Source organism: Aromatoleum petrolei (assembly GCF_017894385.1).
Classification (GTDB): Bacteria; Pseudomonadota; Gammaproteobacteria; order Burkholderiales; family Rhodocyclaceae; genus Aromatoleum; species Aromatoleum petrolei.
Genome location: NZ_CP059560.1, coordinates 2437660 through 2464537, shown reverse-complemented (window position 1 = coordinate 2464537; position 26878 = coordinate 2437660). Strand labels below are relative to the sequence as shown.

The following is a 26878-nucleotide window of genomic DNA, read 5'->3' as shown; positions in this document are numbered from 1 at the left end:
GTGCATCCGCAGCTATCCCGGCTGGACATCCGCGTATGACTTACGACCTACTCAGCATCCGGCGCGCCGGGGCTGGCTTCACGCTGATCGAGCTTATGGTCGCCGTCGCGATCGTCGCGATCCTCGCGGCGATCGCGGTTCCGTCCTACACGCAGTATGTGCAGCGCAGCCGGATCACCGAGGCGACGAACGAGCTGTCGACCCTGCGCGTGCGCCTCGAGCAGTTCTATCAGGACAACCGCAACTTCGGCTCGACGGCGACGGGCTGTGGCGTTGCGGTGCCCGCCTCGGACGCCTTCGATTTCACCTGCAACAACGGTGGCGGCAGCAACCAGACCTTCCTCGCGACGGCGAACGGCAAGGCCTCGCGCAACATGGCCGGCTTCACCTTCACGATCGATCACGACAATCTGCGCCAGACCACCGCCTTCCCCGGCGCGAGCGGCTTGCCGCGCAATTGCTGGATTGCGCGCGCGGGGGATGCGTGCTGAACGGTGTCCGGCGGACGTCGCGGCAGAAAGGTTTCACCCTCGTCGAGGCGCTTGTCGCGGTCGGCGTTCTGGCTGTTCTGGCATCGCTCGCGGCCCCGAGCTTCGAATCCACCTTCGTGCGCTTCCGCGTGCGGGTTTCGGCAGAGGGGCTCATGTCCGGGTTGCAGCTCGCGCGCTCCGAGGCCCTGCGCCGCAACCAGGCCGTGCGTTTCACGCTCGACGACGGGCGTGGCAACTGGTCCGTCGCGACGCTGAGCCCCGCCCGCAGCATCCAGACGTCCACGGGCGCCGCGGCTGCGGGCGTGACGATGACGACGAACGCCTCGCAGACCGCCGTCGTCTTTCTGGCGAGCGGGCTCGTGGACACCTCCTCCGCCCGGCTCGAGCGGATCGACCTGAGCACCCGTGTTCCCGGCGTGAACAGCTGGCGTGTCGAGGTCCACGGCGGCGGTCAGGTGCGCATGTGCGATCCCGCCGTCACGGACGCCAACGATCGGAGGAGGTGCTGATGTCTGCGGTGCTGTCCGGTCCGATGCGGCAACGCGGTTTCAGCCTGATCGAGGGGCTGATTGCGATTGTCGTGTTTTCGCTCGGCGCGCTCGGGATGATCGAGATGCAGGCACGTGCAGTGCAGCTGAGCGTCGATGCGAACGAGCGCGCGAACGCGAGCTTCCTGATCAACAAGCTCGTCAGCCAGGTCGCCCTGCAGGACGCGACCACGGCCGTTCCCGATCCCTCGGCCGACTTCCTGCTTGCGCGCCGCGCGTGCAGCGACGGCATCCCGGACTCCCATCCGGCTGCCGCTTGGATGCGCGAAGCGTGTGCGGCGTTCGACGACGCGAAAATCACGATCGCCCGCCCGGTCGGCGTCGGTACGGGCTTCCTCACAATCACGCTCGAATGGCGCGGGCGCTACAAGATGAACGACGGTGCCGCGGTCATTCGCGACGATCACCGCCTCGACATCACCAACCGCTTCCAGTGGCAGTCATGACGCAGCACGCAACCGGTCGCGCACAGGCGGGCATTTCGCTCGTCGAGATGATGGTCGGCATCGTGGTCGGCCTGATCATCGCGATCGCGATCACGTCCTCGGTCGCGGCCATCGGCAAGCAGTTCCGTATTACCGGCGCCGGTGCGAGCGCTGCCGAAAGTGCCCAGTTGGGGCTCGCGATGGTGGAGCGCGATGCGCGCATGGCCGGCGCGGCGGTCTTCAGCGGTTCGGTGGCGACGATGTGCCCGCGGCTGAATGCCTACGATGCCACCAAGGTGCCCGCGACGACCAACGATGGCACCCCGATCGGGGAAGCCTGGCCGCCAGTGCGCATCACCGACGGCGGCACGGGCTCCGACACGATAGACCTGATCCTCACGCCGCCGGCCGCCACGATCAACCTGAACGTCGCGGTCACCAAGGAATTGCCCACCAGTTCGTCGGTGCTCAAGGTGAGCGAGCCCGGTGGCCGCCTCGCGGTGGGCGACCTCGTGCTGGTCGCGCAGCCGCCGCCCAACACCTCGGGCTACCCCTGCACGCTGATCCAGGTGACCGACATCACCGGCAACTGTACCGACGGTGCCACCGGCTGCAACGTGAATTTCGGCTCCGGCGAATCGGTGTACAACCCCCCCAATGCCAACACGGCGTTCTCGATCACGGAGCCCTACGGCCCGGGCTCGGTGCTGATGAAGATGCCGACCTTCACCTACACGCGCTATCGGGTGCAGTGCAATTCGCTGCTGCGGCACGACGCCGGCATCACGCCGTCGTGTACCGGCACGCCGTCCTACCGCGACAGCGCGCTCGCCGCGGGCATCGTGATGCTGAAGGCGCAGTACGGCATCTCCAATGCCGGCAGTGACGCGATCGTCCAGTGGAAACGGGCGTCGGCGATCGCGGCGGGCGAGATGGCGCGCGTGAAGGCGGTGCGCGTCGCGATCGTCGCGCAGAGCGCGGAAGTCGATGGCACGCAGGTGACCTCCTCGGCACCGGTCGTCTTCGACGGCTCCCAGACGCTGGATCTGTCCGCCCTCAGCCTGCCGCCGGGCAAGAGCTGGCAGAACTATCGCTACCGCGTGCATGAGACAGTCGTCCCGGTGAGGAATTCGGCATGGAACCGCTGACGGTGCGCTGCTCTCCCCGGGGCCCTGCCGCCGCGCGTGCGTCGGGAGCGGTGCTGATCATCGCCCTGGTCGTGCTCGCGCTCATGAGCCTCGCTGCGGCCTCGGTGATCCGCTCGACGGACACCGGCACCCTGGTCGCGGGCAATCTCGCGTTCCGCCAGGCCACGATGCACGCGTCCGACGTCGCCGTCGATCGTGCGTGGGAAGAGTTGGTGCAGGGGACCTACGCCGGCAAGGCCTATTATTACGGCACCCGCCAGACCGCCTCGCCCGACTTCAGAACCGCGGCGGCCGTGGCATCCGCGGCGGTGTGGGACGCCAATGCCGTGCCCTGCACCGACGAGCGCGGCATGGTGGTCGATTGCGCCGCCGAAACCGGGGGCTACCGCATCCAGTACGTCATCGAGCGCCAGTGCGAATCGGTGCCGGACGCCAGCGACGTGAACAGCATCAAGGCACGCTGCGCGATCGATCCGCTCAGCGCGTCGGCCACCAGCCCCGGTGATCTCGGCGTGTTCTTCAGGGTCCTGGTGCGGGCCCGCGGGCCGCGCGGCACCGTCAGTTTCTACGAAGTGATGTACAGCGGCCCCGCGGCCTGACCATCCGCTTTTTCCCCGGAGCAAGACCGTGCGCAACCCGATCGTCCGACGCTGCCTGATCCTGCTGGCCGGCCTCATCCATCTCGCCGCGTTTGCGCCGGCTGCCGCGGCCGAGACCGACCTCGCGAACATCCCGATGGCGGTGAGCAACAACGCGCCGGCGAATTTCATGTTCATGGTCGACAATTCGGGTTCGATGAGCAACATCGTGCCCGAGTCGCCGTATGCGGCGACCGGGGCGTCCTACCTGGGGGGCGCGTGCACTGCCTCCAGTCAGGCGGTGCAGACCAGCAACGAGGTGTATCTGCGTGTCGTCAACGGTGTGCCCAAGGCTCAGCTCGCGAACCGGGTCGGTTCGGGCGGATCGAGCACCGATTGCACGAGCGGATGCGATGTCGGCACGGCGTCAGGGCAGGTGTGCTTTGTCGATGAGGCCGTCTACACGAATGTCCGCCTGCTCGCGACGGAGAGCTGCGGCACCAACTGCCGGACCGCGCTGGGCGCGAGCTACCTGCCGGCCGAGTATTCCGGCCGCTATCTCAACTGGTACTTCCGCACCGGCACGCTCACGGGCTGGGGGGAGCGCAAGCCGCAAACGCGGACGCGCCTGGAAGTCGCCAAGAAGGCCACCAAGACCGCACTCGACACCATCCCGCTGCAGACCACCACGACTGCCGTGAAGGCGCGCGTCGGTCTCACGACCTACAACGGGGGCGACGGCGGGCTCCTGGTGCGCGGACTCGCGAACCTCGACGCCTCACACCTCACCAATCTCAAGTCCAGCATCGACGGCCTCGCGGCCACCGGCAGCACGCCGCTTTCGGAAACGCTCGCCGACATCGGCCACTACTTCACGCTCGGCTACACGGGCAACCTGACGATACATCCGGGCGCAACGACGCCGACGACCGTGAGCATCGCGCAGCTCTTCAAGCAGGGCACGTCGGCCCCGCACAGGTTGAGCGGCACGTTGCCGACGGGCTGCACCGGCCTGTCCTGCCCGGTTCAGTACTGGTGCCAGCGCTCGATTGCCGTGCTGATGACCGACGGACGTCCGCAGCAGGACCAGGCCCTGTCGAACAACGAGTCCCTGTGCGACTACGACGGCGACAGCGGCGGCTGCACGACCAGCGGCGCCAGGGCCTATGACCAGAAGAACGGCGGTACGGCGACGAACCACACCGGGCACCTCGGCGGCGCACACAGCTACGAGAGCGCGGGCAGCGACTACCTCGACGACGTTGCGCAGGCGCTCTTCGAGACCGACCTGCGGCCCGATCTCTCCGCGCCGGGCGGCCAGGCATCGTTGAACAACCTGCGCACCTACACGGTGGGCTTTGCCGACCGCCAGGCGCAGGACGATCCGCTGATGCAGGAGACGGCGCGCCAGGGCGGCGGGCTGTTCCTCTCCGCAGAGAACGAGGAGTCGCTGACGCGGGCCTTCGTCGGTGCGCTCAACGACGCGCTCGACAAGGATAGCGCGGCCGCCGCGGTCGCCGTGACCAGCACGCAGCTGACCGCCAACAGCATCAGCTATGCGTCGAGCTTCACCTCGGGCTACTGGACCGGCGACCTCGAGGCCTTCTCGGTGGATCTCGCAAGCGGCCTGCCGATCACGCCGCGCCTGTGGTCGGCGCAGGCACGGCTCGACGCGCTCGCGAGCCCGCAGTCGAGCCGCAGGATCGTCTCCTGGACCGGCAGCAGCGGCAGCGCGTTCACGGGGGCGAACTTCCGTGACGATGCAATCGGCCTCACGACCGGCGTCATCGACTACCTGCGCGGCGACCGTTCCGGCGAGGGCTCCATCTATCGGCGTCGCCAGCACCTGCTCGGCGACATCATCAACGCCGAGCCGGTGATCGTCAGCTACGGCAGCTCGACCGTCGTCTATCAGGGCGCCAACGACGGCATGCTGCACGCCTTCGACGGCGGCGCGGGCGCTGTCGGTGGCAGCGAGCTGTGGGCCTACGTGCCGAAAATGCTGCATTCGCGTCTGTGGAAGCTCGCCGAGCCGACCTATGCGCATGAGTACTTCATCGATGCCACGCCCGCGGTCGCCGACGTCGACGTGTCCGGATTCCGGCGCAAGATCCTCGTCGGCGGCCTGGGCAAGGGCGGATCGGGCTACTACGCACTGGACATCACCGACGGCACGGCGGCGAGCGAGACAGCCGCCGCAGCCAAGGCGCTGTGGGAGAAGGTCCCGGCGGCCGACAGCGGCTTCAGCTTCGGCACGCCGCTGATCGTGCGCACGCCCAACGATGGCTGGGTCGTGCTCGTGACGTCCGGCTACAACAACGGCACGAGCGACGGTGGCGACGGTCTGGGGCACGTGTGGGCGCTCGATCCGCGAGACGGCACGGTACTGCGCCATATCACCACCCCCGCCGGCTCGCCGTCGACGCCCGCAGGCCTGACCCACCTTGCCCGCCTGAGCAATGCCGCGCCCGACGAGGTGACGCGCTTCGCCTACGGTGGCGACCTGCTCGGCAATGTCTGGCGCTTCGACCTCGCGAACTGGTCGGCAACGAAGATCGCCGCACTCGCCGACGGCAGCGGCGCGGCCCAGCCGGTGAGTTCCGCGCCGGTCGTGCGCCAGGTGCGCGGCACCGGCGACAAGTTCTACGTCTATGTCGGCACCGGCCTGTACCTCGGCAACAGCGACGTCCCGGGCAATACGCCGGTTAACGCCCATGCGACGCAGACCCAGTCGATGTACGGCATCATCGACGACACGACGCTCGCCACGCCGACGCTGCCCGATATCCGCGGCAGCAACGGCACCAGTTGTCCGGGCAATGGCGGAAACGGCGACTTCGTCTGCCAGCGCGTCGCGAGTTCGTCGACCAGCACCTTCACGCTGACGACGAACACGCTGCAAGTGGCCAACAAGGGTTGGTATTTCGACCTTCCGATCGCGAATGGACGCATCAACACCCACCCGGCGGTCACCACGACCGGCGTGCTGGTGTTCACGGTGAATGTTCCGACCACCGCAATCTGCGATCCGGGCGGGTCGAGCTGGTTCTTTGCCGTGGATGCCGACACCGGCGGCGCAGTGCGACGCTCGACGACCGGCACGAGCACCTTTGAAAGCGGATGGTATCTCGGCAATGCGTTGGGCAGCCGGCCGGTGATCGTCGACACCTCGTCCGGCAAGCGCGCGCTGATCCGCATGTCGGACCGTACCGTCAAGAATCCGACGATCCCGGAGATGGGCGGGAGCCCGCCGACGAAGTGGCGCCGGGTGTACTGGCGCGAGCTGATGTAGTCCCTCCGCCGGCTTGGCACCGGCGGAAATTTTCCATAGAATCACTCGCTTGCCGAGGAGCGCTGCGACCCGATACTAGCGGGCCAGGCTCGGCAACCGAACAACGGCGCTCGCAAACCACCACCGGGGTTTGCCGCGCCGTTTGCTTTTGTGCGCTCCTGCGGCTTTCGCCCGGTGCCTGTGAATTCGCCAGACCGAGGTAGACCATGCAAGCCGACCGCAGCCAAGAACTCCGCGACCTTCTCGCCCGCCGCATCCTGATCCTCGACGGCGCGATGGGGACGATGATCCAGCAGCACAAGCTGGGCGAATCGGACTACCGCGGCGAGCGCTTCAAGGCGCACCCGAAGGATCTCAAGGGCAACAACGACCTGCTGGTGCTGACGCGTGCCGACGTCGTCGCCGGCATCCACCGCGCCTACCTCGACGCCGGCGCGGACATCATCGAGACCAACACCTTCAACGGTACGCGCGTGTCGCAGGCCGAATATGGCCTCGCGGATCTCGCCTACGAGATCAACGTCGCGGGCGCGCGCCTCGTGCGCGAGCTGTGCGACGAATACACGGCGAAGGATCCGGCGAAGCCGCGCTACTGCGCGGGCGTGCTCGGGCCGACCTCGCGCACGCTGTCGATCTCGCCCGACGTCAATGATCCGGGCTTCCGCAACATCAGCTTCGATGCGCTGGTCGATGACTACTACGACTCGGCGCGCGGCCTCCTCGAAGGTGGGGCCGACCTGCTGCTGATTGAGACGATCTTCGACACGCTGAACGCCAAAGCCGCGGTATTCGCGGTCGAGAAGCTCTTCGACGAGACCTCGCGCCGCGTGCCGGTGATGATCTCCGGCACGATCACCGACGCCTCCGGCCGCACGCTCTCGGGCCAGACCGCCGAAGCCTTCTGGAACTCGCTCGCGCACGCACGGCCGATCTCCTTCGGCCTCAACTGCGCGCTCGGCGCGAAGGAACTGCGCCAGTATGTCGAGGAGCTGTCGCACGTCTGCGATACGCACGTCTCCGCGCACCCGAATGCCGGCCTGCCGAATCCGCTTTCGCCGACCGGCTACGACGAGACGCCCGAAGCGCTGGCGAGCGCGATCCGCGAATGGGCCGAAGCCGGCCTCGTGAACATCGTCGGCGGCTGCTGCGGCACGACGCCGGCGCATATCGCGGCAATCGCGCAGGCCGTCGCGGACGTGGCACCGCGCGCGGTGCCGGAAGTCGAGAAGAAGCTGCGCCTGTCGGGTCTGGAACCCTTCAACGTCGGCGCCGACAGCCTCTTCGTGAACGTCGGCGAGCGCACCAACGTCACCGGCTCGAAGGCTTTCGCGCGCATGATCCTCGAAGGCCGCTTCGACGACGCGCTCGCGGTGGCGCGCCAGCAGGTCGAGAACGGCGCCCAGGTCATCGACATCAACATGGACGAGGCGATGCTCGATTCGCTCGCCGCGATGGAGCGCTTCCTCAAGCTCATCGCGTCCGAGCCGGACATCTCGCGCGTGCCGATCATGCTCGACTCGTCGAAGTGGAGCGTGATGGAGGCGGGCCTGAAGTGCATCCAGGGCAAGGGTGTCGTCAACTCGATCTCGATGAAGGAAGGCGAAGCCGAGTTCCTGCGCCAAGCGCGCCTGTGCCGCCGCTACGGCGCCGCGGTGATCGTGATGGCCTTCGACGAGAAGGGCCAGGCCGACACCTATGCGCGGAAGACCGAGATCTGCAAGCGCGCCTACGATCTCCTCGTCGGCATCGGTTATCCGCCCGAAGACATCATCTTCGACCCGAACATCTTCGCGATCGCGACCGGCATCGAGGAGCACGACAACTACGCCGTCGATTTCATCAACGCCGTCGCTTGGATCAAGCACAACCTGCCCTACGCGAAGACCTCGGGCGGCGTGTCGAACGTGTCCTTCAGCTTCCGCGGCAACGACCCGGTGCGCGAGGCGATCCACACGGTCTTCCTCTACCACGCGATCAAGGCCGGCTTGTCGATGGGCATCGTCAACGCCGGCATGCTGGGCGTGTACGACGACCTCGAGCCCGCGCTGCGCGAGAAGGTCGAGGACGTGGTGCTGAACCGTCACCCGGGTGCGGGCGAGGCGCTCGTGGAGTTCGCGCAGTCGGTGAAGGAAGGCAAGGCGAAGAACACCGGGCCGGACCTCGCGTGGCGCGAGTGGTCGGTCGAGGAGCGACTGTCGCACGCGCTCGTGAAAGGCATCACCGACTTCGTCGTCGCGGATACCGAGGAGGTGCGCGCGAAGCTCGAAGCCGCAGGACGCCCGCCGCTCGCGGTGATCGAAGGCCCGCTGATGGCCGGCATGAACGTCGTCGGTGACCTATTCGGCGCGGGCAAGATGTTCCTGCCACAGGTCGTGAAGTCCGCGCGCGTGATGAAGCAGGCCGTCGCACACCTGATCCCGTTCATCGAAGCGGAGAAGCTGCGCACCGGCGCGACCTCCAAGGGCCGCATCGTCGTCGCGACGGTGAAGGGCGACGTGCACGACATCGGCAAGAATATCGTCGGCGTCGTGCTGGGCTGCAACGGCTACGAAGTGATCGACCTCGGCGTGATGGTGCCGGCGGAGAAGATCCTCAACGCCGCGCGCGAGCACGGCGCGCAGGCGATCGGCCTGTCAGGCCTGATCACGCCGTCTCTCGAAGAGATGAGCCACGTCGCGGCCGAGATGCAGCGCCAGGGCTTCGATGTGCCGCTCTTGATCGGCGGCGCGACGACGAGCCGTGCGCACACCGCGATCAAGATCGCGCCGCACTACGGCCAGCCGGTGGTCTACGTGCCGGACGCCTCGCGCGCGGTCGGCGTCGTCACCGCGCTGCTGTCCGAAGGCGGTGCGGCCGATTTCAAGGCGCAGCTCGCCGCCGACTACGACAAGATCCGCGCCCAGCACGCCAACAAGAAGGGCGTGCAGCTCGTGAGCCTGGAGGCCGCGCGCGCCAACGCCTTCCGCTGGAATGGCGTCGCAGGCTATGCGCCGACCACGCCGAACACGCTGGGTGTGCAGGCGCTCGCGGTGCCGCTGGCTGAGCTCGTTGAATATATCGACTGGGGCCCCTTCTTCCAGACCTGGGACCTCGCCGGCCGCTTCCCGAAGATCCTCGACGACGAGCTCGTCGGCGAGACCGCCCGCAGCGTCTTCAAGGACGGCCAGGCGATGCTCGCGAAGATCGTCGCCGAGCAATGGCTGGAAGCGCGCGCGGTGTTCGGCCTCTTCCCGGCGAACAGCCTTGGCGACGACATCGCGTTCTATGCCGACGAGTCGCGCGGCGCGCCGCTGATGACCTGGCACGGCCTGCGCCAGCAGCACGAGCGTCCGGCGGACAAGCCGCACTATTGCCTCGCCGACTTCATCGCGCCCAAGGACTCCGGCGTCGCGGACTATGCCGGCGCCTTCGCGGTCACCGCCGGCATCGGCATCGAGGCGAAGCTCGCCGAGTTCGAGGCCGCGCACGACGACTACCACGCGATCATGCTGAAGAGCCTCGCCGACCGCCTCGCGGAAGCCTGCGCGGAGTGGCTGCACGCGCGCGTGAGGAAGGAGTTCTGGGGCTATGCCGCCGACGAGGTGCTCGACAACGATTCGCTGATCCGCGAGGAATACCGTGGCGTCCGCCCCGCGCCGGGCTACCCGGCGTGCCCGGACCACACCTCCAAGGGTGGGCTCTTCGCACTGCTTGATGCGACCAGGAATACGGGCATGACGCTGACGGAATCCTTCGCGATGAACCCGGCGGCCTCGGTGAGCGGTTTCTACCTCGCGCATCCGCAGGCGCGGTACTTCGCGGTGTCCAAGATCGGCCGCGACCAGCTCGAGGACTGGGCGAGGCGCAGCGGCAAGAGCGTGGACGAGGCTGCGCGCTGGCTCGCTCCGATTCTCTGACGCCTCCACGGCGGCGAGGGGTTACGCCTGCTTACCCCGCATCCGGTAGGTTGGGGCTAAGCTTGCAAGCAGGGAAGCCGGTGCGCTGTGCCGGCTCCCCGGCAATTGCGAAGGAGAATCTATCATGCGACAACGCGGACTATTCCGCCGGTCGCGCCGACCGGTCATGGTTAGAAGCGTCCTCGCGGGCATGCTGCTGGCGCTGGGCGCGCTTGCATTGCCCGTCGCCCACGCGCAGGACTCTCGCGGTACGACCACCGCCGAGGACGTCGGCCACGGTGTCGGGGCCACGATGCACGACATCGGCACTGGCGCGCGCGACGCCGGCAAGGATGTGGGGCAGGCGGCCGGGAACGCCGGGAGGGCGATCGGGCACACGGCCCGCGACGCCGCCGTGGTGACCTGGGATGTGATGAAGCGCACCGGCATCACAATCGGCCACACCGTGCGCGACAGCAGCAAGGCCTTCGTGCGCGGCCTGAAGGGCGAGCCCGAACGCTGAGTCAGCGCGCCGAGCGTGCCATGCTCGCGCCGATTCCTCCCGGCTGAGACGAACCCACGGTTTTCGAGCGAGAATCGTGGTTCTTTCCAATTGGAACGCCCCGGCGACGCCGGGAGGGGCGTGATGGATCTCAGCCAGATTACCGACGCGATCCAGCGGGACGCCGTTTGGGTCGTGTTCGTCAACGTATTGCTCCAGCAATTGGGCCTGCCCGTCCCGGCGGTGCCTACGCTGCTCGTCGCCGGCAGTCTCGCTGCGGGCTCCGGCCAGGCGGGCGCGATGCTCGCCGCGGCAGTGGGGGCCTCGGTCATCGCCGACTGGGTGTGGTATCTCGCCGGCCGGGTCTTTGGCTATCGTGTGTTGTCCGGCCTGTGCCGCTTGTCGCTCAATCCCGCTTCCTGCGTGACGCAGACCGAGGCGCGCTTCATGCGCTGGGGCGTGTGGTCGCTGGTCGTCGCGAAGTTCGTGCCGGGTTTTTCGACCGTCGCGCCACCCATCGCCGGCTCGCTGCGCATGCCCCTGCCGGGATTCCTCGCCGCCGCAGCAGCAGGGGCCGCGCTGTGGGCGGGGGGCGCCATCCTCGCCGGCTGGTGGCTGCGCGACGAGTTGCAGAGCGCGCTGGCGGCGATGAGCCGCCACGGCTCGACGATGCTGGCCGGGCTGGCGCTCGCGCTGGGTGCGTGGATCGCGTGGAAGCTGTGGCAGCGCTACCGCTTCGAGAAGCTCGCGGCGATCCCGCATGTCACCCCGTCCGAACTGATCGCGGCGATGGCGTCCGACGAACCGCCGCTGTTTCTCGATTTGCGCGGTGCGGCGCTGATCGCGACCAGGGGGGCGGTGGAGGGGGCGCGCGCGGCCGAGATCGACAAGCTCTTGCTCGCGGTAGGCGACTGGCCGCGCGAGCGGCCGATCGTGACGATGTGCGCCTGCCCCGGCGACGCGACCGCGGTGCGTGCCGCGCATGTGCTGGGCGAGCTCGGCTATGCTGCCGCGCGGCCCCTCCGGGGCGGCTACGAGGCCTGGCTCACGGCGAACCGCCCGGCCTGAGCGGTAGCGCTACTCGAACAGCGCGCCTACGCTCTCGCCGGTATGGATGCGCTCGATCGCCGAGGCGAAGAGCGGCGCGACGGTGAGTTGCGTGATCTTGTTCAGGCGCTTGCCAGGCGGCATATGCACGGTGTTGGTGACGACGATGGACTCGATCGGCGCGTCGCGCAGGCGCTCGATCGCCGGGCCGCACAGCACCGCATGTACGGCGCCCGCATGGATCGTGCGCGCCCCGGCGGCCTTCAGCGTGCCGATCGTCGACAGCAGCGTGCCGGCGGTCGAGATCTCGTCGTCGAAGAGCACCACGTCGCGCCCTTTCACATCACCGACCACTTCGCCGTGCGTGACGTTGGTGTCGCTGACGCGGCGCTTGTCGATGATCGCCATCGGGATGCCCAGGCGCTCGGAGAAGCGCCCGACGCGCTTCGCGCCGCCGGCGTCAGTGGCGACGGCGACCATGTGCGCGAGGTCGTGGTTGCGGCGGAAGTGCTCTGCAAGGGTCGGAATCGCGGTGAGGTGGTCGACCGGCACGGAGAAGAAGCCGTGCACCTGGTCGGCGTGCAGGTCCATCGTCAGCACGCGGTCGGCACCCGCGGTCTTGAGCATGTCGGCGATCAGGCGACCGGTGATCGAGATGCGCGGCGCGTCCTTCTTGTCCGAGCGAGCGTAGGAATAGTAGGGGATCACGGCGGTCACCCGCCGCGCCGAGGCGCTGCGCAGCGCGTCCAGCGTGATCATCAGCTCCATGATGTGGTCGCTCACTGGCTCGGTGAAGGATTGCACGACGAACACGTCGCGCTCGCGCACGTTCTCGTGGATCTGCACGTGGAGGTTGTCGTTGGAAAAGCGCGAGATTTCCAGCGGGCTCAGGGCCAGTCCGAGCCTCTCGCAGATTTCCGCAGCCAGCGCGCGGTTGGAGTTGCACGCAAAGATGCGCAAGGCGTCGTTCATCGCATTCGCTCCGGTAGCGGTCGTGCCGCGCCGCGGGGCCGGCGCAACATCCTGTTGCGAATTGTAGCTGTCACGGCGGGGTCGCGGCAGCGGGCGATGACGTCGGAGGGTAACTCAGGCGCCCGGAAGCCCTCGTGCTTTATCCCCTTCAAGGGTCGGCGGCGGGCTCTCGCCGAGCACCGCTCTGCGCCGGCGGAGCGAAGCGAAGATTCCCGGGGGGCGGGGCGATCGGCGTCAGCATGATCCCCCCTTCCTCCCCGTTTGGGGCGTAGCGCTCAGGTGCGCGGCTCCTGCTGCTGGAAATAGGCCACCCATTCGGTACGGCTGATCTTGCCGTCGGAATCGGTGTCGATGTCGCCGAAATACTTCACCAGTGGTGCCGAGGCACGTGCTTCTTCGCTGTCGATGCGGCTGTCGCTGTTGCGGTCGAGCAGGCCGAAGACGTAGTTCACGTCCGGTTCCGGTTCGGTGGCGCGTTGCGACTGGGAGTCGAGGGCGACGGGCGTGAAGGCGCCGGCGGCCCCAGCGAACAGGGGGGCCAATACGCTCAGCGTGAGCGTGGCCCAGATCAGGCGTTTGGTGAGCACGTTGTTTCTCCATCCTGGTGGATCCTGCGGGAACTGCAGGACACCTCCGCCACTGTGCAAGCGCCGGGCCAGTCATGGAAAAATGTTTTGTATCAACGTGTTGAATGTGATGGGATGGCTGCGGCGGCCCTTGCGGGCGCAAAACCGTCGCCTGATGGCGACGCCGCCGCCCGGCTGCGCCATGCGAGCGGCGCGCGGCGCGGCGCTGGCGCTGTCGCTTGGCAGCGACGACTGTGCGGTGAATTGCGACGTCGGGCCGCTCAACGATAGAGCAGGAAGGGTTCGCGCGCTGCGGTCCAGGCGCGCTCGTCCGGGACGGTCAGCGCATCGAGCTCATCCGGCGCCGCGGCCGGATCGTCCACCCAGCGGCGCAGGACCTCGCTGCCGTTGATGAGGTCGATCGCGAGGCGGTCGTGCTCGTACTCGTAGGGGAAGTCGCGCCACAACGGATAGTCGGGCTGCAGGGCGCGCAGCGCCTTGAAGGCGAGCGCCTGCACGCGCCACGGGCGGAACGCGGCGTGGTCGTAGTGCGCGGGATCCTCGACGTGGACCTGCAGGCCGCTGCACAGCCTGCCGGCGTGCTTGTGAAAGGTCGGCTCGAACCAGCACTCGCGCAGCACGCAGCCTGCGAGCCAATGCGGGGCGAGACGCTGCATCTCGGCGCGGATCGCGCACGCGTCGATGTCGGGCGCGCCGAAGAGCTCCAGCGGGCGCGTCGTGCCGCGGCCTTCCGACAGCGTCGTGCCCTCGAGCATTACGGTGCCCGCATAGGCGCGCGCCATCGACAGGTTGGGGGCGTTGGGGCTGGGGTTGATCCAGCTGCGCTCGCCCAGCGGCCAGCCGAAGCCGGGGCCGGCCTCCGGCTGCCAGCCCGCCATCGCGATCACCTCGCACTCGACGTCCAGCTTCAGGGTGGCGACGAACCAGCGCGCCAGTTCGCCCATCGTCAGGCCGTGGCGCATCGGCAGCGGACCGGCGCCGACGAAGCTCTCCCAGCCGGGGCGCAGCGTCAGGCCTTCCACCGGCCGTCCGGCGGGATTGGGGCGGTCGAGCACCCACACCGCCTTGCCGTGGCGCGCAGCGGCTTCGAGCACGTAGCGCAGCGTGGTGATGAAGGTGTAGATGCGGCAGCCCAGGTCCTGCAGGTCGACGAGCAATACGTCGAACGTGTCCATCATCGCGTCGGTGGGCCGGCGCACCTCGCCGTACAGGCTGTATACGGGAATGCCGTGCACCGGGTCGATGAAGTCGGGCGATTCGACCATGTTGTCCTGCTTGTCGCCGCGCAGGCCGTGCTGCGGGCCGAAGGCGGCGCTGAGCGTGATGTCGGGCAGGGCGCCCAGTGCGTCGAGCGAGTGCGCGAGCCCGCGCGTGACGGATGCGGGGTGGGCGAGCAGGGCGACGCGGCGGCCGGCGAGCGGGCGGCGCAGTGCGGGGTCTTCGAGCAGGCGGTCGAGGCCGAACCGGATGGAGGCGGTCATGGTGTGCGGGAGGTTTGCGCCGCGTTCAGGGCCGGACCAGGGGCAGCGTGAAGGCGTCGCGGAGGTGGAAGTCGGGGCGCGCACTGGGGTGGCGCAGGGCCCAATAGGATAGCGTGCCGTCGAGCGTTTCGACGACGGCCGTGAGCCCGAGCTCGAGCGGCGAGCCCTGCGGCAGGGCGGCCGCGTCGAGCGTCACGTCGAGCACGAGCCGGCCCGTTTCGAGGCGCGACGCGATCAGCGGGGCGGGCGGGACGATCCCGGGGACGCTGCGCTGGCGGTAGGCGTCGAAATCGTAGATCGCCCATTCGCCGGAGGGCGAGAAGTTGAATTCGCGGTAGGCCGGGTGGCCGGGAACGGCGACGAAGGCCTCGCCGCAGGTGTGCGCCCACAGGCCGTCAGCCGCGCGAGGGGCGCACTTGGCGGGAACGAGCACTTGCTGCACCTCACCCAGGAGTTCGAAGCGCAGCCGCAGGCCACCGCGGTCCTCGCGGAAGATGTGGACCGCGATCGAATCGATCGGGCCAGGAGCGCTTCCCGGGAAAGGGCGAAGTTGCGCCGTCGCCGTGGCGGTCACGGACGTTTGCCGCGCTCGAGCGCGATGCTGAGCGAGAGATAGGCGACCGGGCAGACTTCGTTCACCGGGTCCTTCGAGCCGCTCGCCGCCTGCTGGCTGCGGTCGGCGAATTCCTGATGGCGCGGCCCGATGTTCTGCGCGGTGAGTCCCAGCTGCACCGCGTGACCCGCGACGCGGGTGGAGTAGGTGATGTTCGCGTCCGCCGTCGTGTATGGCTTGGCGATGAAACGGTAGCGCGGCACGTAGCCGTCTCCGCCGGCGAGCGGCCCCATGCGCATCACGCTGATCATGCTCTTCCAGCCGCCGCCCCAATCCTGCAGCCAGCTGACCGCCGCGGTGTAGGGGGCGCTGCGGTCCTCGATCGCGGCGTTGCGGCCGTCGCGGTCGAGGATGGCGTGGGCGACGCGCAGCTCCGTGCCCGGCAGTGGGTGTGTCGACAGCTCGTACTCGATGCCGCGCAGCCGCACCGCGGAGTCGAGGTTCTCGTAGCGGGTGGAGCCGAGGCTGAACGGCAGCGGGCTCACGCTCGGCGACAGCAGGGGGGCGGGGTCGGGGTCCGGTTGCGGCACGCGCACGACGAAGTCGTGGATGTTCTCCTCGAACACGCGCACGTCCAGGGTCGTGTTCCAGGTCTCGAGGCGGCCGAAGTAGCCCAGTTCGCGCGCGCCGACGCGCGTCTGTTCGAGGTTCGGATTGGGCACGTAGGGGCGGACCAGTTCGAGGCCGCTCGCCGGGTCGATCGCACGGATGTCCGAGTAGCGCGAGAACACGTTGTTCTGGCGCAGGCCGCGGGAATAGCCGGCACGCAGCGTGTGCCCGGGGGCCGCCTGCCAGTTGACGAAGGCGCGCGGGCTGAGGTGGGTCTTCCCGCCCGAATACCGCTCCACCGCGCCTCCCAGGTTGAGCGTGACGTCGTCCTGCGCGCGCCACTCGACGTTCCCGGATGCGCGGTACAGGTACTGGGGGTCGGGGTTGCCGCTGAAGTAGAGGAAGGGCGCGTCGACATCCTCGCGCTGGGCCTCCACGCCCCACACGAACTGCAGTTCCGGGGCCGGGGCGCTGCGCCGCTGGATGCCGATGCTGTCGCGCACGCTTTTGCGGTTGCGGTTGAGCGGCACCGCCGGGAACATCGGCGCACTCGCGAGCCACTCCTCGCGCACGCGCTCGTGATTGCGGTAATAGTTGAGCAGCCATTCCGTGTCTGCGGAGTCGTTGTGCTGCCACTGCAGATGGATGTTTTGGCTTTGGTGCCTGCTGTGACGGGTGCCGTTGTTGTCGAACACGGAACCCTCGTAACCCTCGCCGCGCTCGCCGGTGTTGCTCGCAATGCGTACGAGCAGCGAGTCATCGGCGCCCATCTGCAGGTCGCCACGCAGGGAGAAGGTGTCGGTGCGGCGGGTGTCGTGCAGGCCGTCGAAGCCTTCGTCCCGCTGCGTTGCTGCGCTCATGCGCAGGGTGAGGGGGTCGTCGCCGCCGGACCAGGTGACTGTCGCGTCGCGGATGCGGTCGTCGCCGGCGCGCAGGTCGACCCGCAGTCCCGGATCCTCGACGCTGTGGCGGGTGATGATGTTGATGACGCCGAGGAAGGCGTTGGCGCCGTAGCTCGTCGCATTCGTGCCGCGCACCACCTCGATACGGTCGATCTCGTCGAGCGTGAGGGGCAGGGCGGTCCAGTCGACACCGCCGAAGGCGCTGCCGTTGATCGCCGAACGGCCGTCGACCAGTACCTGCATTTCGGTCGGGTAATCGCTCGACAGGCCGTGGTAGGTCACCCACTGCGCGTGCCCGCGTTCCTGTCCGATCTGCATCCCGGGCACGAGCCGCAGCACGCGCGCGAGGTCGCGATAGCCGGTCGCGGCGATCATCTCGCGGTCGATCACCGTCACTGCGCCGGGCACCTCGTGCCGGGGCTGGGGCAGGCGCGTCGCGCTCAGCACCATTGGCAGCTCCTCGAAATAGGGCGACTCGGCCGCGGATGCCGGTGTCGCCACGCCGGCAAGCAGTGCGAGCATCAGGTGCAGGCTGAGGGGGCGGATCGACGAGGCTGCCAACTGAATTTCGGTCCAGGAGCGGCGGATGCCAAACTTCTAATATTACCTGCTTCGTCAATCCAAAGGTGATAACCCGGATATTTCCGTTGAGTAATCGGAGGAATTCGATCCGCGGACAAGTGTAAAAATCCATTGCGCCCCGCGCCGCGGCCGGATGTCCGCAACGCGCGCCGGGCCGCGTTCCGCTCGCCGGCAGGGGGTGCCGTAGCGGCGACGCGACGCGCAACGCCGTGTAACACGGTGCCCGCTTGGCGCCGGAACACCGGTGGCACGATCGCGTCCCATTCTAGGCACGCACGGCCCGCGGCCGGTGCGCCTGCGTTTTCGAACCCTCTGGCAAGGAGCGACTGATGAACATCCGGACTGGCATTTGTGCAATCGCCGTGGCACTGGCGACGAGCGCCTGTGCGACCTGGGACGGCATGTCCGCGCGCGAGAAGAGCGCCGTGATCGGCGCGGGTGTTGGTGGCGTGGCCGGCGCGGTGATCACCGACGGCGGGGTGCTCGGCACCGTTGGCGGTGCGGCCATTGGCGGCGTGATCGGCGACCAGGTTGGCAAGAACCGCCGGCGCTGAGTGGCAGGCCGGCCGTGTGCCGGCCGCAATCAATCAGGAATTGCGGAACCTGTGCTGTGGTTGCGCAATTCGCGTGTCTTGCCGGCGGCGTGCTATATAGCGGGATTGTCCGTTTGATGACCCGTCATGATCGAATTCCTCACCGACCCGCAGCTCATTGTCGCCTTCCTCACCCTCACCGCGCTCGAGTTGGTGCTGGGTATCGACAACATCATCTTCATCTCGATCCTCGTCGACAAGCTCCCGCCGGAACGCCGTGCGTTCGCGCGCCGCCTCGGCCTGTTCCTCGCGATGTTCATGCGCCTGGCGCTGCTGTCCATCCTCGCGTGGCTTGCCGGCCTCAATCAGGCGTTGTTCGAGCTGTTCGGCCACGGTTTCTCGGCGCGCGACCTGATCCTGGCGGGCGGCGGCCTGTTCCTCGTGTGGAAGAGCACCGGCGAGATCCACCAGTTGATGGAAGGCGAGGAGGGCGAGGCGTCGTCCGCGGTCAAGGCTACCTTCTCCGCGGTGATCATGCAGATCATCGTGATCGACCTGGTGTTCTCGCTCGATTCGATCATCACCGCGATCGGCATGGTGAACAACCTCACCGTGATGATGGCGGCGGTGGTGGCGTCGGTCGGCCTGATGATGGTGGCCTCCGCGCCGATCGGCAATTTCGTCTCCAACCACCCGACCGTCAAGATGCTGGCGCTGTCCTTCCTGATGGTGGTGGGCGTCGTGCTGATCGCCGAAGGTTTCGGCCATCACGTGCCCAAGGGCTACATCTACTCGGCGATGGCCTTCTCGGTGGTGGTCGAGATGCTCAACATCCGCATGCGCAAGCGCGCGGCCCAGCCGGTGGTGCTGCACGAACCCTACGTTGCGGAGAAGCAGCCGGCGCGCTGAGGCGGACGCCCGCGCCGCCGATCTTGGCGGCGCCCGGACGGCGGTGTGGAGGGTTCAGCCCTTCGCGCCGCCGTTGCCGTTGACGCCCTGCTCGCGCTCCTCGCGAGCGACGGCGGAAAGGTCGCGCAGATACCAGAGCGCATAGCCGAATCCCGCGGCTGCCACCAGCGCCGTGAACATCAGCTTGCTGTCGAAGGGCAGGCCGGCGGCGAGATTCGCGATGACGACGTAGCCGAGGTAGCAGGCGGCGACGAGGCCCCCGAGGATGCGGGTCAGCGCGAAGACTTTGCGCTGGCGGAGCGTGGGCGTGGCTTTGGGCATGGCGGGCGAAGTCCGATGGAAAGGCGGGTCTGAACAGGCGCGCATCATCGCAGATTTCGGCGGATTTGCCCCCGTCGGCCGGTGGTGCCGGCTAATTCCTTGATAGAATTGCGTTTGTCTCCGCCGCGCCGATTCCGGCCGGCGGCTTTGTTTTTCTGCGAACCGATCCATGGCCGACATTCCCTCAGTGCCCCCCTATCCGCCCGAACTGATGCGCGACGTCGCGAAGCGCCGCACCTTCGGCATCATCTCCCACCCCGACGCGGGCAAGACCACGCTGACCGAGAAGCTGCTGCTGTTCGGCGGCGCGATCCAGCTCGCCGGTACCGTCAAGGCACGCAAGAGCGCGCGGCATGCGACCTCCGACTGGATGGAGGTGGAGAAGCAGCGCGGCATCTCGGTGACCAGCTCGGTGATGCAGTTCGAGTACCAGGGACACACCATCAACCTGCTCGACACGCCGGGCCACCAGGACTTCTCCGAAGACACCTACCGCGTGCTGACCGCCGTCGATGCGGCCGTCATGGTCATCGACGCCGCGAAGGGCGTCGAGGCCCAGACGATCAAGCTGCTGGAAGTCTGCCGCCTGCGCAACACGCCGATCATCACCTTCGTGAACAAGATGGACCGCGAAGTGCGCGAGACCTTCGACCTGCTGCAGGAGATCGAGGAGGTGCTGAAGATCGACTGCGCGCCGATCACCTGGCCGATCGGCATGGGCAAGACCTTCCGCGGCGTGTATCACCTGCTCGAGGACCGCGTGCTGCGCTTCACCGCGGGCGAGGAGAAGCGCAGCGAGGGCGAGCTCATCAAGGGCATCGCCAACGCCCAGCTCGACGAGCTCTTCCCGCTCGAGGTCGGCAAGCTGCGCGAGGACGTCGACCTCATTCAGGGCGCGTCGACCCCGTTCTCGCTCGGCGACTTCCTCGCCGGCAAGCAGACGCCGGTGTTCTTCGGCTCCGGTATCAACAACTTCGGCGTGCAGGAGATCCTGCAGGCGCTGATCGACTGGGCGCCGCCGCCGCAGCCGCGGGTAGCCGGCACCAGCGGGGCCGACACCCGCCTCGTGCAGCCGTCCGAGGCGCCTTTCACCGGTTTCGTGTTCAAGATCCAGGCCAACATGGACCCCAAGCACCGCGACCGCATCGCCTTCTTCCGCATCTGCTCGGGGCGCTACACGTCGGGGATGAAGGTCAAGCACGTGCGCGCGGGCCGCGACATGAAGCTCGCGAATGCGCTGACCTTCATGGCCAACGAACGGGTATTGATGGAAGACGGCGTCGCCGGCGACATCATCGGCATCCACAACCACGGCCAGCTGCACATCGGCGACACCCTCACCGAAGGCGAGAACCTCGGCTTCAAGGGCATCCCGTATTTCTCGCCGGAACTCTTCAGCGCCGCACGCCTGCGCGACCCGCTCAAGTCCAAGCAGCTGCAGAAGGGCCTGCAGGAGCTGGGCGAGGAAGGTGCGATCCAGGTGTTCGAGCAGGAAGGCGGCAACATGCTGCTCGGCGCCGTCGGTCAGCTGCAGTTCGAAGTCGTCGCGCAGCGCCTCAAGGACGAGTACAAGGTCGACGCGATCTTCGAGTCCGCCGACATCCACACCGCGCGCTGGCTCACCTTCCCGGACGAGCTCACGCGACGCAACTTCGAGCGCGAACAGTCGATGCGCATCGGCAAGGACGTCGACGGGAATCCCGTGTATCTGGCCTCCAGCCGCTACAACCTCGAAGTGACGATGGAAAAGTGGCCCAAGGTCGGCTTCCACGCGACGCGCGAACACGGCCAGGTACTGGCTTGAGCCACGCCACCGGGGCACGCCACTCCCGTTCGTCCTGAGCCTGTCGGAGCTCATACGAGGGCTTCGACGGGCTCGACACGAACGGTCCCGTGGCTGTCCGGTCGGTGGGAAATGCTGCGTCGCAGCATGGTGCAGCTGTTTCCTTCACGCAACACGGGTGTCTGAATGGCGTGGCGATGCTGGATAATCCCCGCATCTCATGCATGCGGGCGCCGACGTGTCAGGTAACACCAGCAACAAGAAGCCGCAACGGCGAGGGTGGTTCAGGGCGCTGCGGCGCTCGCTGTTCTGGCTGTGTGTCCTGGCGCTCATCGTCGGCGGCGTCGCGGCGTACTACGAAAGCGAAACGTCCTGGCTGCAGGCGCGCGAGATTCCTCGTTATGCGGCAAAGCTCGCCTACGAGGTCCAGCCCGGCCCGAGCGAGGCGATCCGCTTCCCCGAGCACGGTCCCTTCGACCAGCGCCTCGGCTACACCCAGCTGAAGGCATTCGCCGAGCGCCTCGCGGCGCGCGGTTACGCCATCGAACGCCAGGCGCGTTTTTCCGACGCCTTGCTCGACTACACCGGACGCGGCTATTTTCCGCCCTACCGCGAAAAGACACGCACGGGCCTGGCGGTCAGCGATGCGCGTGGCGACTCGCTGTACGCGACGAACTACCCGATCCGCCACTACGAGGATTTCGCAGCCATCCCCCCGCGCATCGTGCATGGGCTGCTGTTCATCGAGAACCGCGACCTGCTCGATCCCGAGCGGCCGCACATGAACCCGGCGGTCGATTGGGCGCGCTTCGGCCGCGCGATCGTCGCGCAGCTGGCGAAGGTCGTCGACGAGGACCTCAACACCCCGGGCGGCAGCACGCTGGCGACGCAGATCGAGAAATACCGCCACTCGCCCGACGGCGTCACCCACTCGCCGCAGGAGAAACTGCGCCAGATGGTGTCCGCGAGCGTGCGCGCCTATCGCGACGGCGCCGAGACGCTGCTGGCGCGGCGCGATCTGGTGCTCGACTACCTCAATACCGTGCCGCTGTCGGCCGCTCCCGTTTACGGCGAAGTACATGGCCTGGGCGACGGCCTGTGGGTGTGGTTCGGTGCCGATTTTGCGCGCGTGAACGCGCTGCTGGCGAGGGACGAGGCGAGCGGCGACGAACTCGCCGAGCAGGGCCTCGCGCTGCGCCAGGTGCTCGCGCTGATGATCGCGCACCGGCGGCCCTCGCACTACCTCGGCCGCGGCCGCGACGACCTCGCCAAGCTCGCCGACGCGCACCTGCGCATCCTCGCCGAGGGCGGACTGATCAGCGCCGCGCTGCGCGATGCGGGCCTTAAGGCGAAGCTCGTGTTCCGCGACCCGGCGGTCGACCCCGCGCGCGTGCCGGTGCCCGCGGACAAGGGCTCGACCCTGGTGCGCACGCGCATTGCGGGCATGCTCGACGTGTCGCTGTACGACCTCGATCGCCTCGACCTGCGGGCCTCGACCACGCTCGACGGCAAGCTGCAGGAGGTCGTCACCGAGTACCTGCGGGGGCTCGCCGAGCCCGAGTTCGGCCGCAACGCCGGCGTGATCGGCGAACGCCTGCTCACGCCGGCGCAGCTCGACAAGGTGCATTACAGCTTCACCCTGTTCGAGCGCACCCCCGGCGGCAATCGCGTGCGCGTGCAGACCGACACCACCGACCAGCCACTCGACATCAACGAGGGCAGCAAGCTCGAGCTCGGTTCCACGGCCAAGCTGCGGGTGCTCGCGACCTACCTCGAAATCGTCGCCGAATTGCACGAGCGTCACGCGCAACAGTCCGTGCCCGAGCTGCATGCGGTGCAGGTCGACTCGCGCGACCATATCAAGCGCTGGGCGATCGACTACCTGATCCGCACGGCCGACCGCAAGCTGCCCGCAATGCTCGAGGCGGCGCTCGAGCGCACCTATTCGGCGAGCCCCGGCGAGGCCTTCTTCACCGGCGGGGGCTTGCACACCTTCAACAACTTCCGCAAGGAAGACGACGGCCGCGTGCCGACGATCCGCCAGGCGCTGCAGGCCTCGATCAACCTGCCCTTCGTGCGCCTGATGCGCGACATCGTGCGCCACACGATGTACGAGGTGCCGGGCAGCACCGCGAAGCTGCTGCAGGACGACGACGACCCGCGCCGCAGCGAGTATCTCGCCAAGTTCGCCGACCGCGAGGCGCAGGTGTTCATGCGGCGCTTCTGGCGCAAGTACAAGGGACAGAGCCCGGAGAAGATCCGCGCGACCTTCATGGACGGCCTGCGTCCGAGTGCCGACCGCCTCGCGGCGGCCTACCGCTACCTGAACCCCGAGGCCGACCTGAAGACCTTCTCGGTCTTCGTGACGGAGCGCCTGCCGGCTGCCGACCTCGGCGAAGAGCGGCTGGCCGCGTTGTACAAGCGCTATGCGCCGGGCTCCTTCGACCTGCCCGACCAGGGCTTCATCGCACGCGTGCACCCGCTGGAGCTGTGGCTCGCCGGCTATCTCGCGACCCGTCCCGACGCGAGCTTCGACGAGGCGATCGCCGCAAGCAAGGCCGAGCGCCAGGCCGTGTACCGCTGGCTGTTCCGCACGCGCTACAAGGGCGCCCAGGACACGCGCATCTACACGATCCTCGAGGTCGAGGCCTTCCTCGACATTCACCGCCGCTGGGTGCGCCTGGGCTATCCGTTCAACCGCCTGGTGCCCTCGCTCGCGACCGCGCTGGGCAGCGCCGGCGACCGCCCCGCGGCGCTGGCCGAGCTGATGGGCATCATCGTCAACGACGGCGTGCGCCTGCCGACCTCGCGCATCGACCGCCTGCATTTCGCGCCCGACACGCCCTACGAGACGGTGTTCGCACGCCGCCCGGGCGAGGGCGAGCGCGTGATGTCCTCCGAGGTGGCCACGGCGCTGCGCGGCGCCCTGTCGGAGGTCGTCGAAGGCGGCACCGCGCGCCGGCTGGCGGGCGCCTTTACCGCACCCGACGGCACGCCGCTCGCGGTCGGCGGCAAGACCGGCACCGGCGACAACCGCATCGTGATCTCGGGCGCACGCGGACAGGTGAAGGGGGCGATCGCGATGAACCGCACCGCGACCTTCGTCTTCTACCTCGGCCCGCGCCACTTCGGCACCCTCACTGCGTACGTGATCGGGCCGGACGCCGCCTCGTTCAGGTTCACGTCCGGCCTGCCGGTGCAGATCCTCAAGTCGATGGCGCCGACCCTGCTGCCCTACCTGAGTCAGACCGTCGCCGAACCCGAGCCGGCGCGCGTGCCGCCGACCGAGCCCGCGCGCGAGGCGGAAAGTTCTGCCGAGGAGCCGGCGCGCGGCAATGCGGACGCCGGCATGGCGACCGGCGAGATCCGTTCGCTGGCCCCGGCGCCGGAGGGGCAGGGCGAGGCCGAGCACGCACGACCGCAGAATTGAAAGGATTTGTTTGATGGGTCGGCAACGGCGCGCCATGGCCGTTGAATACTCGGGATGCCGGCGTGTACGCGGTTGACGCGGGATGCGCCGGATCCGTCCGCCCCGCGAGGGGTTAGTCCGGAGTGACACCGAAATGGTCCGCAAGCTCAAGAATGCCCTGCGACTGCTGCTTCTCGTCCCGCTGCTGTTGGTCCTGACCGGCGCGAGCGGCACCGCCCTGGCCGATCCGCCCGCGCGCGCGGGCCGCTTGTCCGTCATCGAGGGCGAAGTCGCCCTGCGCCGCGACGGCAGCCACGACTGGGAAAGCGCGGCTGTCAACCTGCCGATCACCACCGGCGACGAGATCGCCACCGAAGCCGACGGGCGTGCCGAGATGCGCATCGGATCGAGCGTGCTGCGCCTCGACAAGGCGACCTCGGTCGAGGTGCGGCGGCTCGACGACGAACGTATCCGCGTGCTGCTGAAGGAAGGCAGCGTCGCCATGCGCATCCGCAGCGCCGAGCGCGAGGACGCGATCGAGGTCGAGACGCGCGACGGCGTCGCCGTGCCCGCCGAGCCGGGCCGCTACCGTGTCGACTTCGTCGATGCGGGAACCTTGGTAAGCAACCACGACGGCCATATCGATTTCCGCACCGACGACCGTCACGTCGGTGTCACCGAGGGACGTCGCGCCCAGATCTGGAGCGAGGGGCCGACCCAGGTGGTGTGGGACGAGCCCGACGAGGACGACTTCATGGAGTGGTCCTTCGCGCGCGACCGGCGCGACGACCGCATCGCGCGCAACCGCTACGTCTCGCCCGAGATGACCGGCGCCGAGGATCTGTACGAATACGGCGACTGGCGCGAATACGACGACTACGGCCCGGTGTGGTTCCCGCGTGACGTGCCCTACGGCTGGGCCCCCTACCGCTACGGCCGCTGGGTATCGATCGCGCCGTGGGGCTGGACCTGGGTCGATGACGCGCCGTGGGGCTTCGCGCCCTTCCACTACGGACGCTGGGTGCGCATCCGCGGCGTGTGGGCGTGGGTGCCGGGACGCTACATCGCCCGTCCGGTGTATGCGCCGGCGCTGGTCGCGTGGATCGGCACGCCCGGCGTGAGCATCACCTACTCGTCGGGCCTGCCCAACCTCAGTTGGTTCCCGCTCGCCCCGCGCGAGGTGTACGTGCCGTACTACCGTTACAGCCCGACCTACGTGCGCCAGATCAACATCACGCACGTCACCAACGTCGTCGAGATCGAGCGCGTGGTGCGCGAGCCGCGCCGCGTGCGCTACGCATTCCGCGACCGCAGCGAGGCAGTCACGCGCGTGTCGGAGCGCATCCTGCGTCCGCCCAAGCCCGTCGCGCTCGACGTCGAACGTCGGCGCGAGCACCGTGTGCGCGAATGGGAGCGGCGCGGCTTCCCGGTGCGCGAGGTCGTGCGCCCCGACGGTACGCGCGTGCGCACCGTGCAGCCCGCGCAGATCATGCAGCAGCGCGAGGAGCGCCAGCAGGCGGTCCGCGAACAACGCCAGGAAGAACGCCAGCAGCGCGTGGAGTCGCGCCAGGAGCGTACGGAGGCGCTGCGTCAGCAGCAGGCGCGCGAACGCGAGGAGCGGGCCGCACGCGAGCAGGAGCAGCAGCGTCAGCGCCTGCAGCAGCGCGAGCAGCAGGATGAGCGGCGCGAGCAGTTGCGCCAGGAACGGCGCGACGAGGGTGCGGCGCGGAAGGAGCGTCTCGAGGCGCAGCGTCAGCAGAACGCGCGCGAGCGCGAGGAACAGGTGCGTCGCGAGGCGGCACAGCAGGACGAGCAGCAGCGTCAGCGCTCGGTCCTGCGCGAGCAGCAGGAGCAGCGGCGTGACGAGGCCCGTCGTGCCCAGCGCGAGGAGGTCGAACAGCGCCAGCAGGAACGCCAGCAAAGGCTCGAAGCCCAGCGCCAGCAGGAGGCGGGTGAGCGCGAGTCGCGCCGGCAGCAGGTCGAGCAGCAGCGCGAAGAGCGCAGCCGCCAGCAGGCGCAGGAGCAGGAACGCCGTCAGCAGGCGATCCGCCAGCAGACGGAGCAGCGCGAGCGCGAGGTGCAGCAGCGCCAGATGCAGATCCAGCAGCAACGCCAGGCCGAGCAACAGCAACGCCAGGCCGAGCAGCAACAGCGGCAGGCCGAGCGTCAGCGCGTTCAGCGCGAACCGCAGCAGGACAATCGCCGCAGCAGCGAGGAAGAACAGCAGCGCCGCCGCCCGCCCTTCGGCCAGCCCGAGGGGGCGCGCTGAGCACGCATGTCGCAGGGTCTGTTGCAGTGCAGCGGTTGATTTTGGGGGGGTGAGGGCCTATC

The 26878-nt window shown here is 68.3% G+C and carries 20 protein-coding genes and 1 riboswitch; of the genes, 14 read left to right on the top strand and 6 right to left on the bottom strand.

The window, feature by feature from the left end:
* The first annotated feature begins 35 nt into the window (after nucleotides 1-35).
* The 9 genes from ToN1_RS11260 (at nucleotide 36) to ToN1_RS11220 (ending at nucleotide 11927) form a co-directional block, all read left to right on the top strand.
* Nucleotides 36-491, top strand: coding sequence for a type IV pilin protein (locus ToN1_RS11260; RefSeq protein WP_169208033.1), 456 nt, complete (start codon nucleotides 36-38; stop codon nucleotides 489-491).
* Nucleotides 485-1000, top strand: coding sequence for a GspH/FimT family pseudopilin (locus ToN1_RS11255; RefSeq protein WP_169208032.1), 516 nt, complete (start codon nucleotides 485-487; stop codon nucleotides 998-1000). Before ToN1_RS11260 ends, ToN1_RS11255 begins: the two co-directional genes overlap by 7 nt.
* Entirely contained in the window at nucleotides 1000-1485 is a 486-nt protein-coding gene (locus tag ToN1_RS11250) for a type IV pilus modification PilV family protein (RefSeq protein ID WP_169208031.1), read from the top strand. The genes ToN1_RS11255 and ToN1_RS11250 overlap by 1 nt, the downstream gene beginning before the upstream one ends.
* Complete coding sequence (locus tag ToN1_RS11245) at nucleotides 1482-2612, top strand: PilW family protein (RefSeq protein ID WP_169208030.1); 1131 nt, start codon at nucleotides 1482-1484, stop codon at nucleotides 2610-2612. Before ToN1_RS11250 ends, ToN1_RS11245 begins: the two co-directional genes overlap by 4 nt.
* Complete coding sequence (locus tag ToN1_RS11240; protein WP_169208029.1) at nucleotides 2600-3211, top strand: pilus assembly PilX family protein; 612 nt, start codon at nucleotides 2600-2602, stop codon at nucleotides 3209-3211. The genes ToN1_RS11245 and ToN1_RS11240 overlap by 13 nt, the downstream gene beginning before the upstream one ends.
* Before the next feature lie 28 nt (nucleotides 3212-3239).
* Nucleotides 3240-6482, top strand: a complete 3243-nt coding sequence (locus ToN1_RS11235; protein WP_169208028.1) for a pilus assembly protein — start codon at nucleotides 3240-3242, stop codon at nucleotides 6480-6482.
* 48 nt (nucleotides 6483-6530) lie between these two features.
* Nucleotides 6531-6601: riboswitch (S-adenosyl-L-homocysteine riboswitch) on the top strand.
* Nucleotides 6602-6688: 87 nt separating this feature from the next.
* Entirely contained in the window at nucleotides 6689-10378 is a 3690-nt protein-coding gene (gene metH, locus ToN1_RS11230) for a methionine synthase (RefSeq protein ID WP_169208027.1), read from the top strand.
* Between the two features lie 166 nt (nucleotides 10379-10544).
* The gene (locus tag ToN1_RS11225) at nucleotides 10545-10880 is read left to right on the top strand and encodes a hypothetical protein (RefSeq protein ID WP_210148094.1); all 336 of its coding nucleotides are present in this window, start codon (nucleotides 10545-10547) and stop codon (nucleotides 10878-10880) included.
* 123 nt (nucleotides 10881-11003) lie between these two features.
* Entirely contained in the window at nucleotides 11004-11927 is a 924-nt protein-coding gene (locus tag ToN1_RS11220; RefSeq protein WP_169208026.1) for a VTT domain-containing protein, read from the top strand.
* A 9-nt stretch (nucleotides 11928-11936) separates the two neighbouring features.
* Here the strand turns inward: ToN1_RS11220 and ToN1_RS11215 are convergent, their stop codons facing one another.
* The 5 genes from ToN1_RS11215 to ToN1_RS11195 all read right to left on the bottom strand — a co-directional run bounded on the left by ToN1_RS11215 (nucleotide 11937) and on the right by ToN1_RS11195 (nucleotide 17571).
* Nucleotides 11937-12878: a ribose-phosphate diphosphokinase gene (locus ToN1_RS11215; RefSeq protein ID WP_169208025.1), complete on the bottom strand. Its 942-nt coding sequence runs from the start codon at nucleotides 12876-12878 to the stop codon at nucleotides 11937-11939.
* A 275-nt stretch (nucleotides 12879-13153) separates the two neighbouring features.
* The gene (locus tag ToN1_RS11210) at nucleotides 13154-13465 is read right to left on the bottom strand and encodes an EF-hand domain-containing protein (protein WP_169208024.1); all 312 of its coding nucleotides are present in this window, start codon (nucleotides 13463-13465) and stop codon (nucleotides 13154-13156) included.
* A gap of 260 nt (nucleotides 13466-13725) precedes the next feature.
* Complete coding sequence (locus ToN1_RS11205) at nucleotides 13726-14946, bottom strand: exo-beta-N-acetylmuramidase NamZ family protein (RefSeq protein ID WP_169208023.1); 1221 nt, start codon at nucleotides 14944-14946, stop codon at nucleotides 13726-13728.
* A gap of 25 nt (nucleotides 14947-14971) precedes the next feature.
* Nucleotides 14972-15520 carry a DOMON-like domain-containing protein gene (locus ToN1_RS11200; protein WP_210148093.1) on the bottom strand — a complete coding sequence of 183 codons (549 nt, stop codon included), beginning with the start codon at nucleotides 15518-15520 and terminating at the stop codon, nucleotides 14972-14974.
* Complete coding sequence (locus tag ToN1_RS11195; protein ID WP_244861029.1) at nucleotides 15517-17571, bottom strand: TonB-dependent receptor plug domain-containing protein; 2055 nt, start codon at nucleotides 17569-17571, stop codon at nucleotides 15517-15519. Before ToN1_RS11195 ends, ToN1_RS11200 begins: the two co-directional genes overlap by 4 nt.
* A gap of 350 nt (nucleotides 17572-17921) precedes the next feature.
* Here ToN1_RS11195 and ToN1_RS11190 point away from each other — a divergent pair, with 350 nt between their 5' ends.
* Complete coding sequence (locus tag ToN1_RS11190) at nucleotides 17922-18146, top strand: glycine zipper 2TM domain-containing protein (RefSeq protein WP_169207286.1); 225 nt, start codon at nucleotides 17922-17924, stop codon at nucleotides 18144-18146.
* Nucleotides 18147-18272: 126 nt separating this feature from the next.
* The gene (locus tag ToN1_RS11185) at nucleotides 18273-19034 is read left to right on the top strand and encodes a TerC family protein (protein WP_169207287.1); all 762 of its coding nucleotides are present in this window, start codon (nucleotides 18273-18275) and stop codon (nucleotides 19032-19034) included.
* Between the two features lie 54 nt (nucleotides 19035-19088).
* On the opposite strand, the gene ToN1_RS11180 is transcribed toward ToN1_RS11185, so the two are convergent.
* Entirely contained in the window at nucleotides 19089-19355 is a 267-nt protein-coding gene (locus ToN1_RS11180) for a hypothetical protein (RefSeq protein WP_169207288.1), read from the bottom strand.
* Between the two features lie 169 nt (nucleotides 19356-19524).
* Between ToN1_RS11180 and ToN1_RS11175 the strand changes: the two genes are divergently transcribed.
* The 3 genes from ToN1_RS11175 to ToN1_RS11165 all read left to right on the top strand — a co-directional run bounded on the left by ToN1_RS11175 (nucleotide 19525) and on the right by ToN1_RS11165 (nucleotide 26816).
* Complete coding sequence (locus tag ToN1_RS11175) at nucleotides 19525-21159, top strand: peptide chain release factor 3 (RefSeq protein ID WP_169207289.1); 1635 nt, start codon at nucleotides 19525-19527, stop codon at nucleotides 21157-21159.
* A 199-nt stretch (nucleotides 21160-21358) separates the two neighbouring features.
* Nucleotides 21359-24568: a transglycosylase domain-containing protein gene (locus ToN1_RS11170; protein WP_169207290.1), complete on the top strand. Its 3210-nt coding sequence runs from the start codon at nucleotides 21359-21361 to the stop codon at nucleotides 24566-24568.
* A 133-nt stretch (nucleotides 24569-24701) separates the two neighbouring features.
* Nucleotides 24702-26816 (top strand): DUF6600 domain-containing protein, encoded by a 2115-nt coding sequence (locus tag ToN1_RS11165; protein WP_169207291.1) that lies wholly within the window; start codon nucleotides 24702-24704, stop codon nucleotides 26814-26816.
* The last annotated feature ends 62 nt before the right edge of the window (nucleotides 26817-26878 follow it).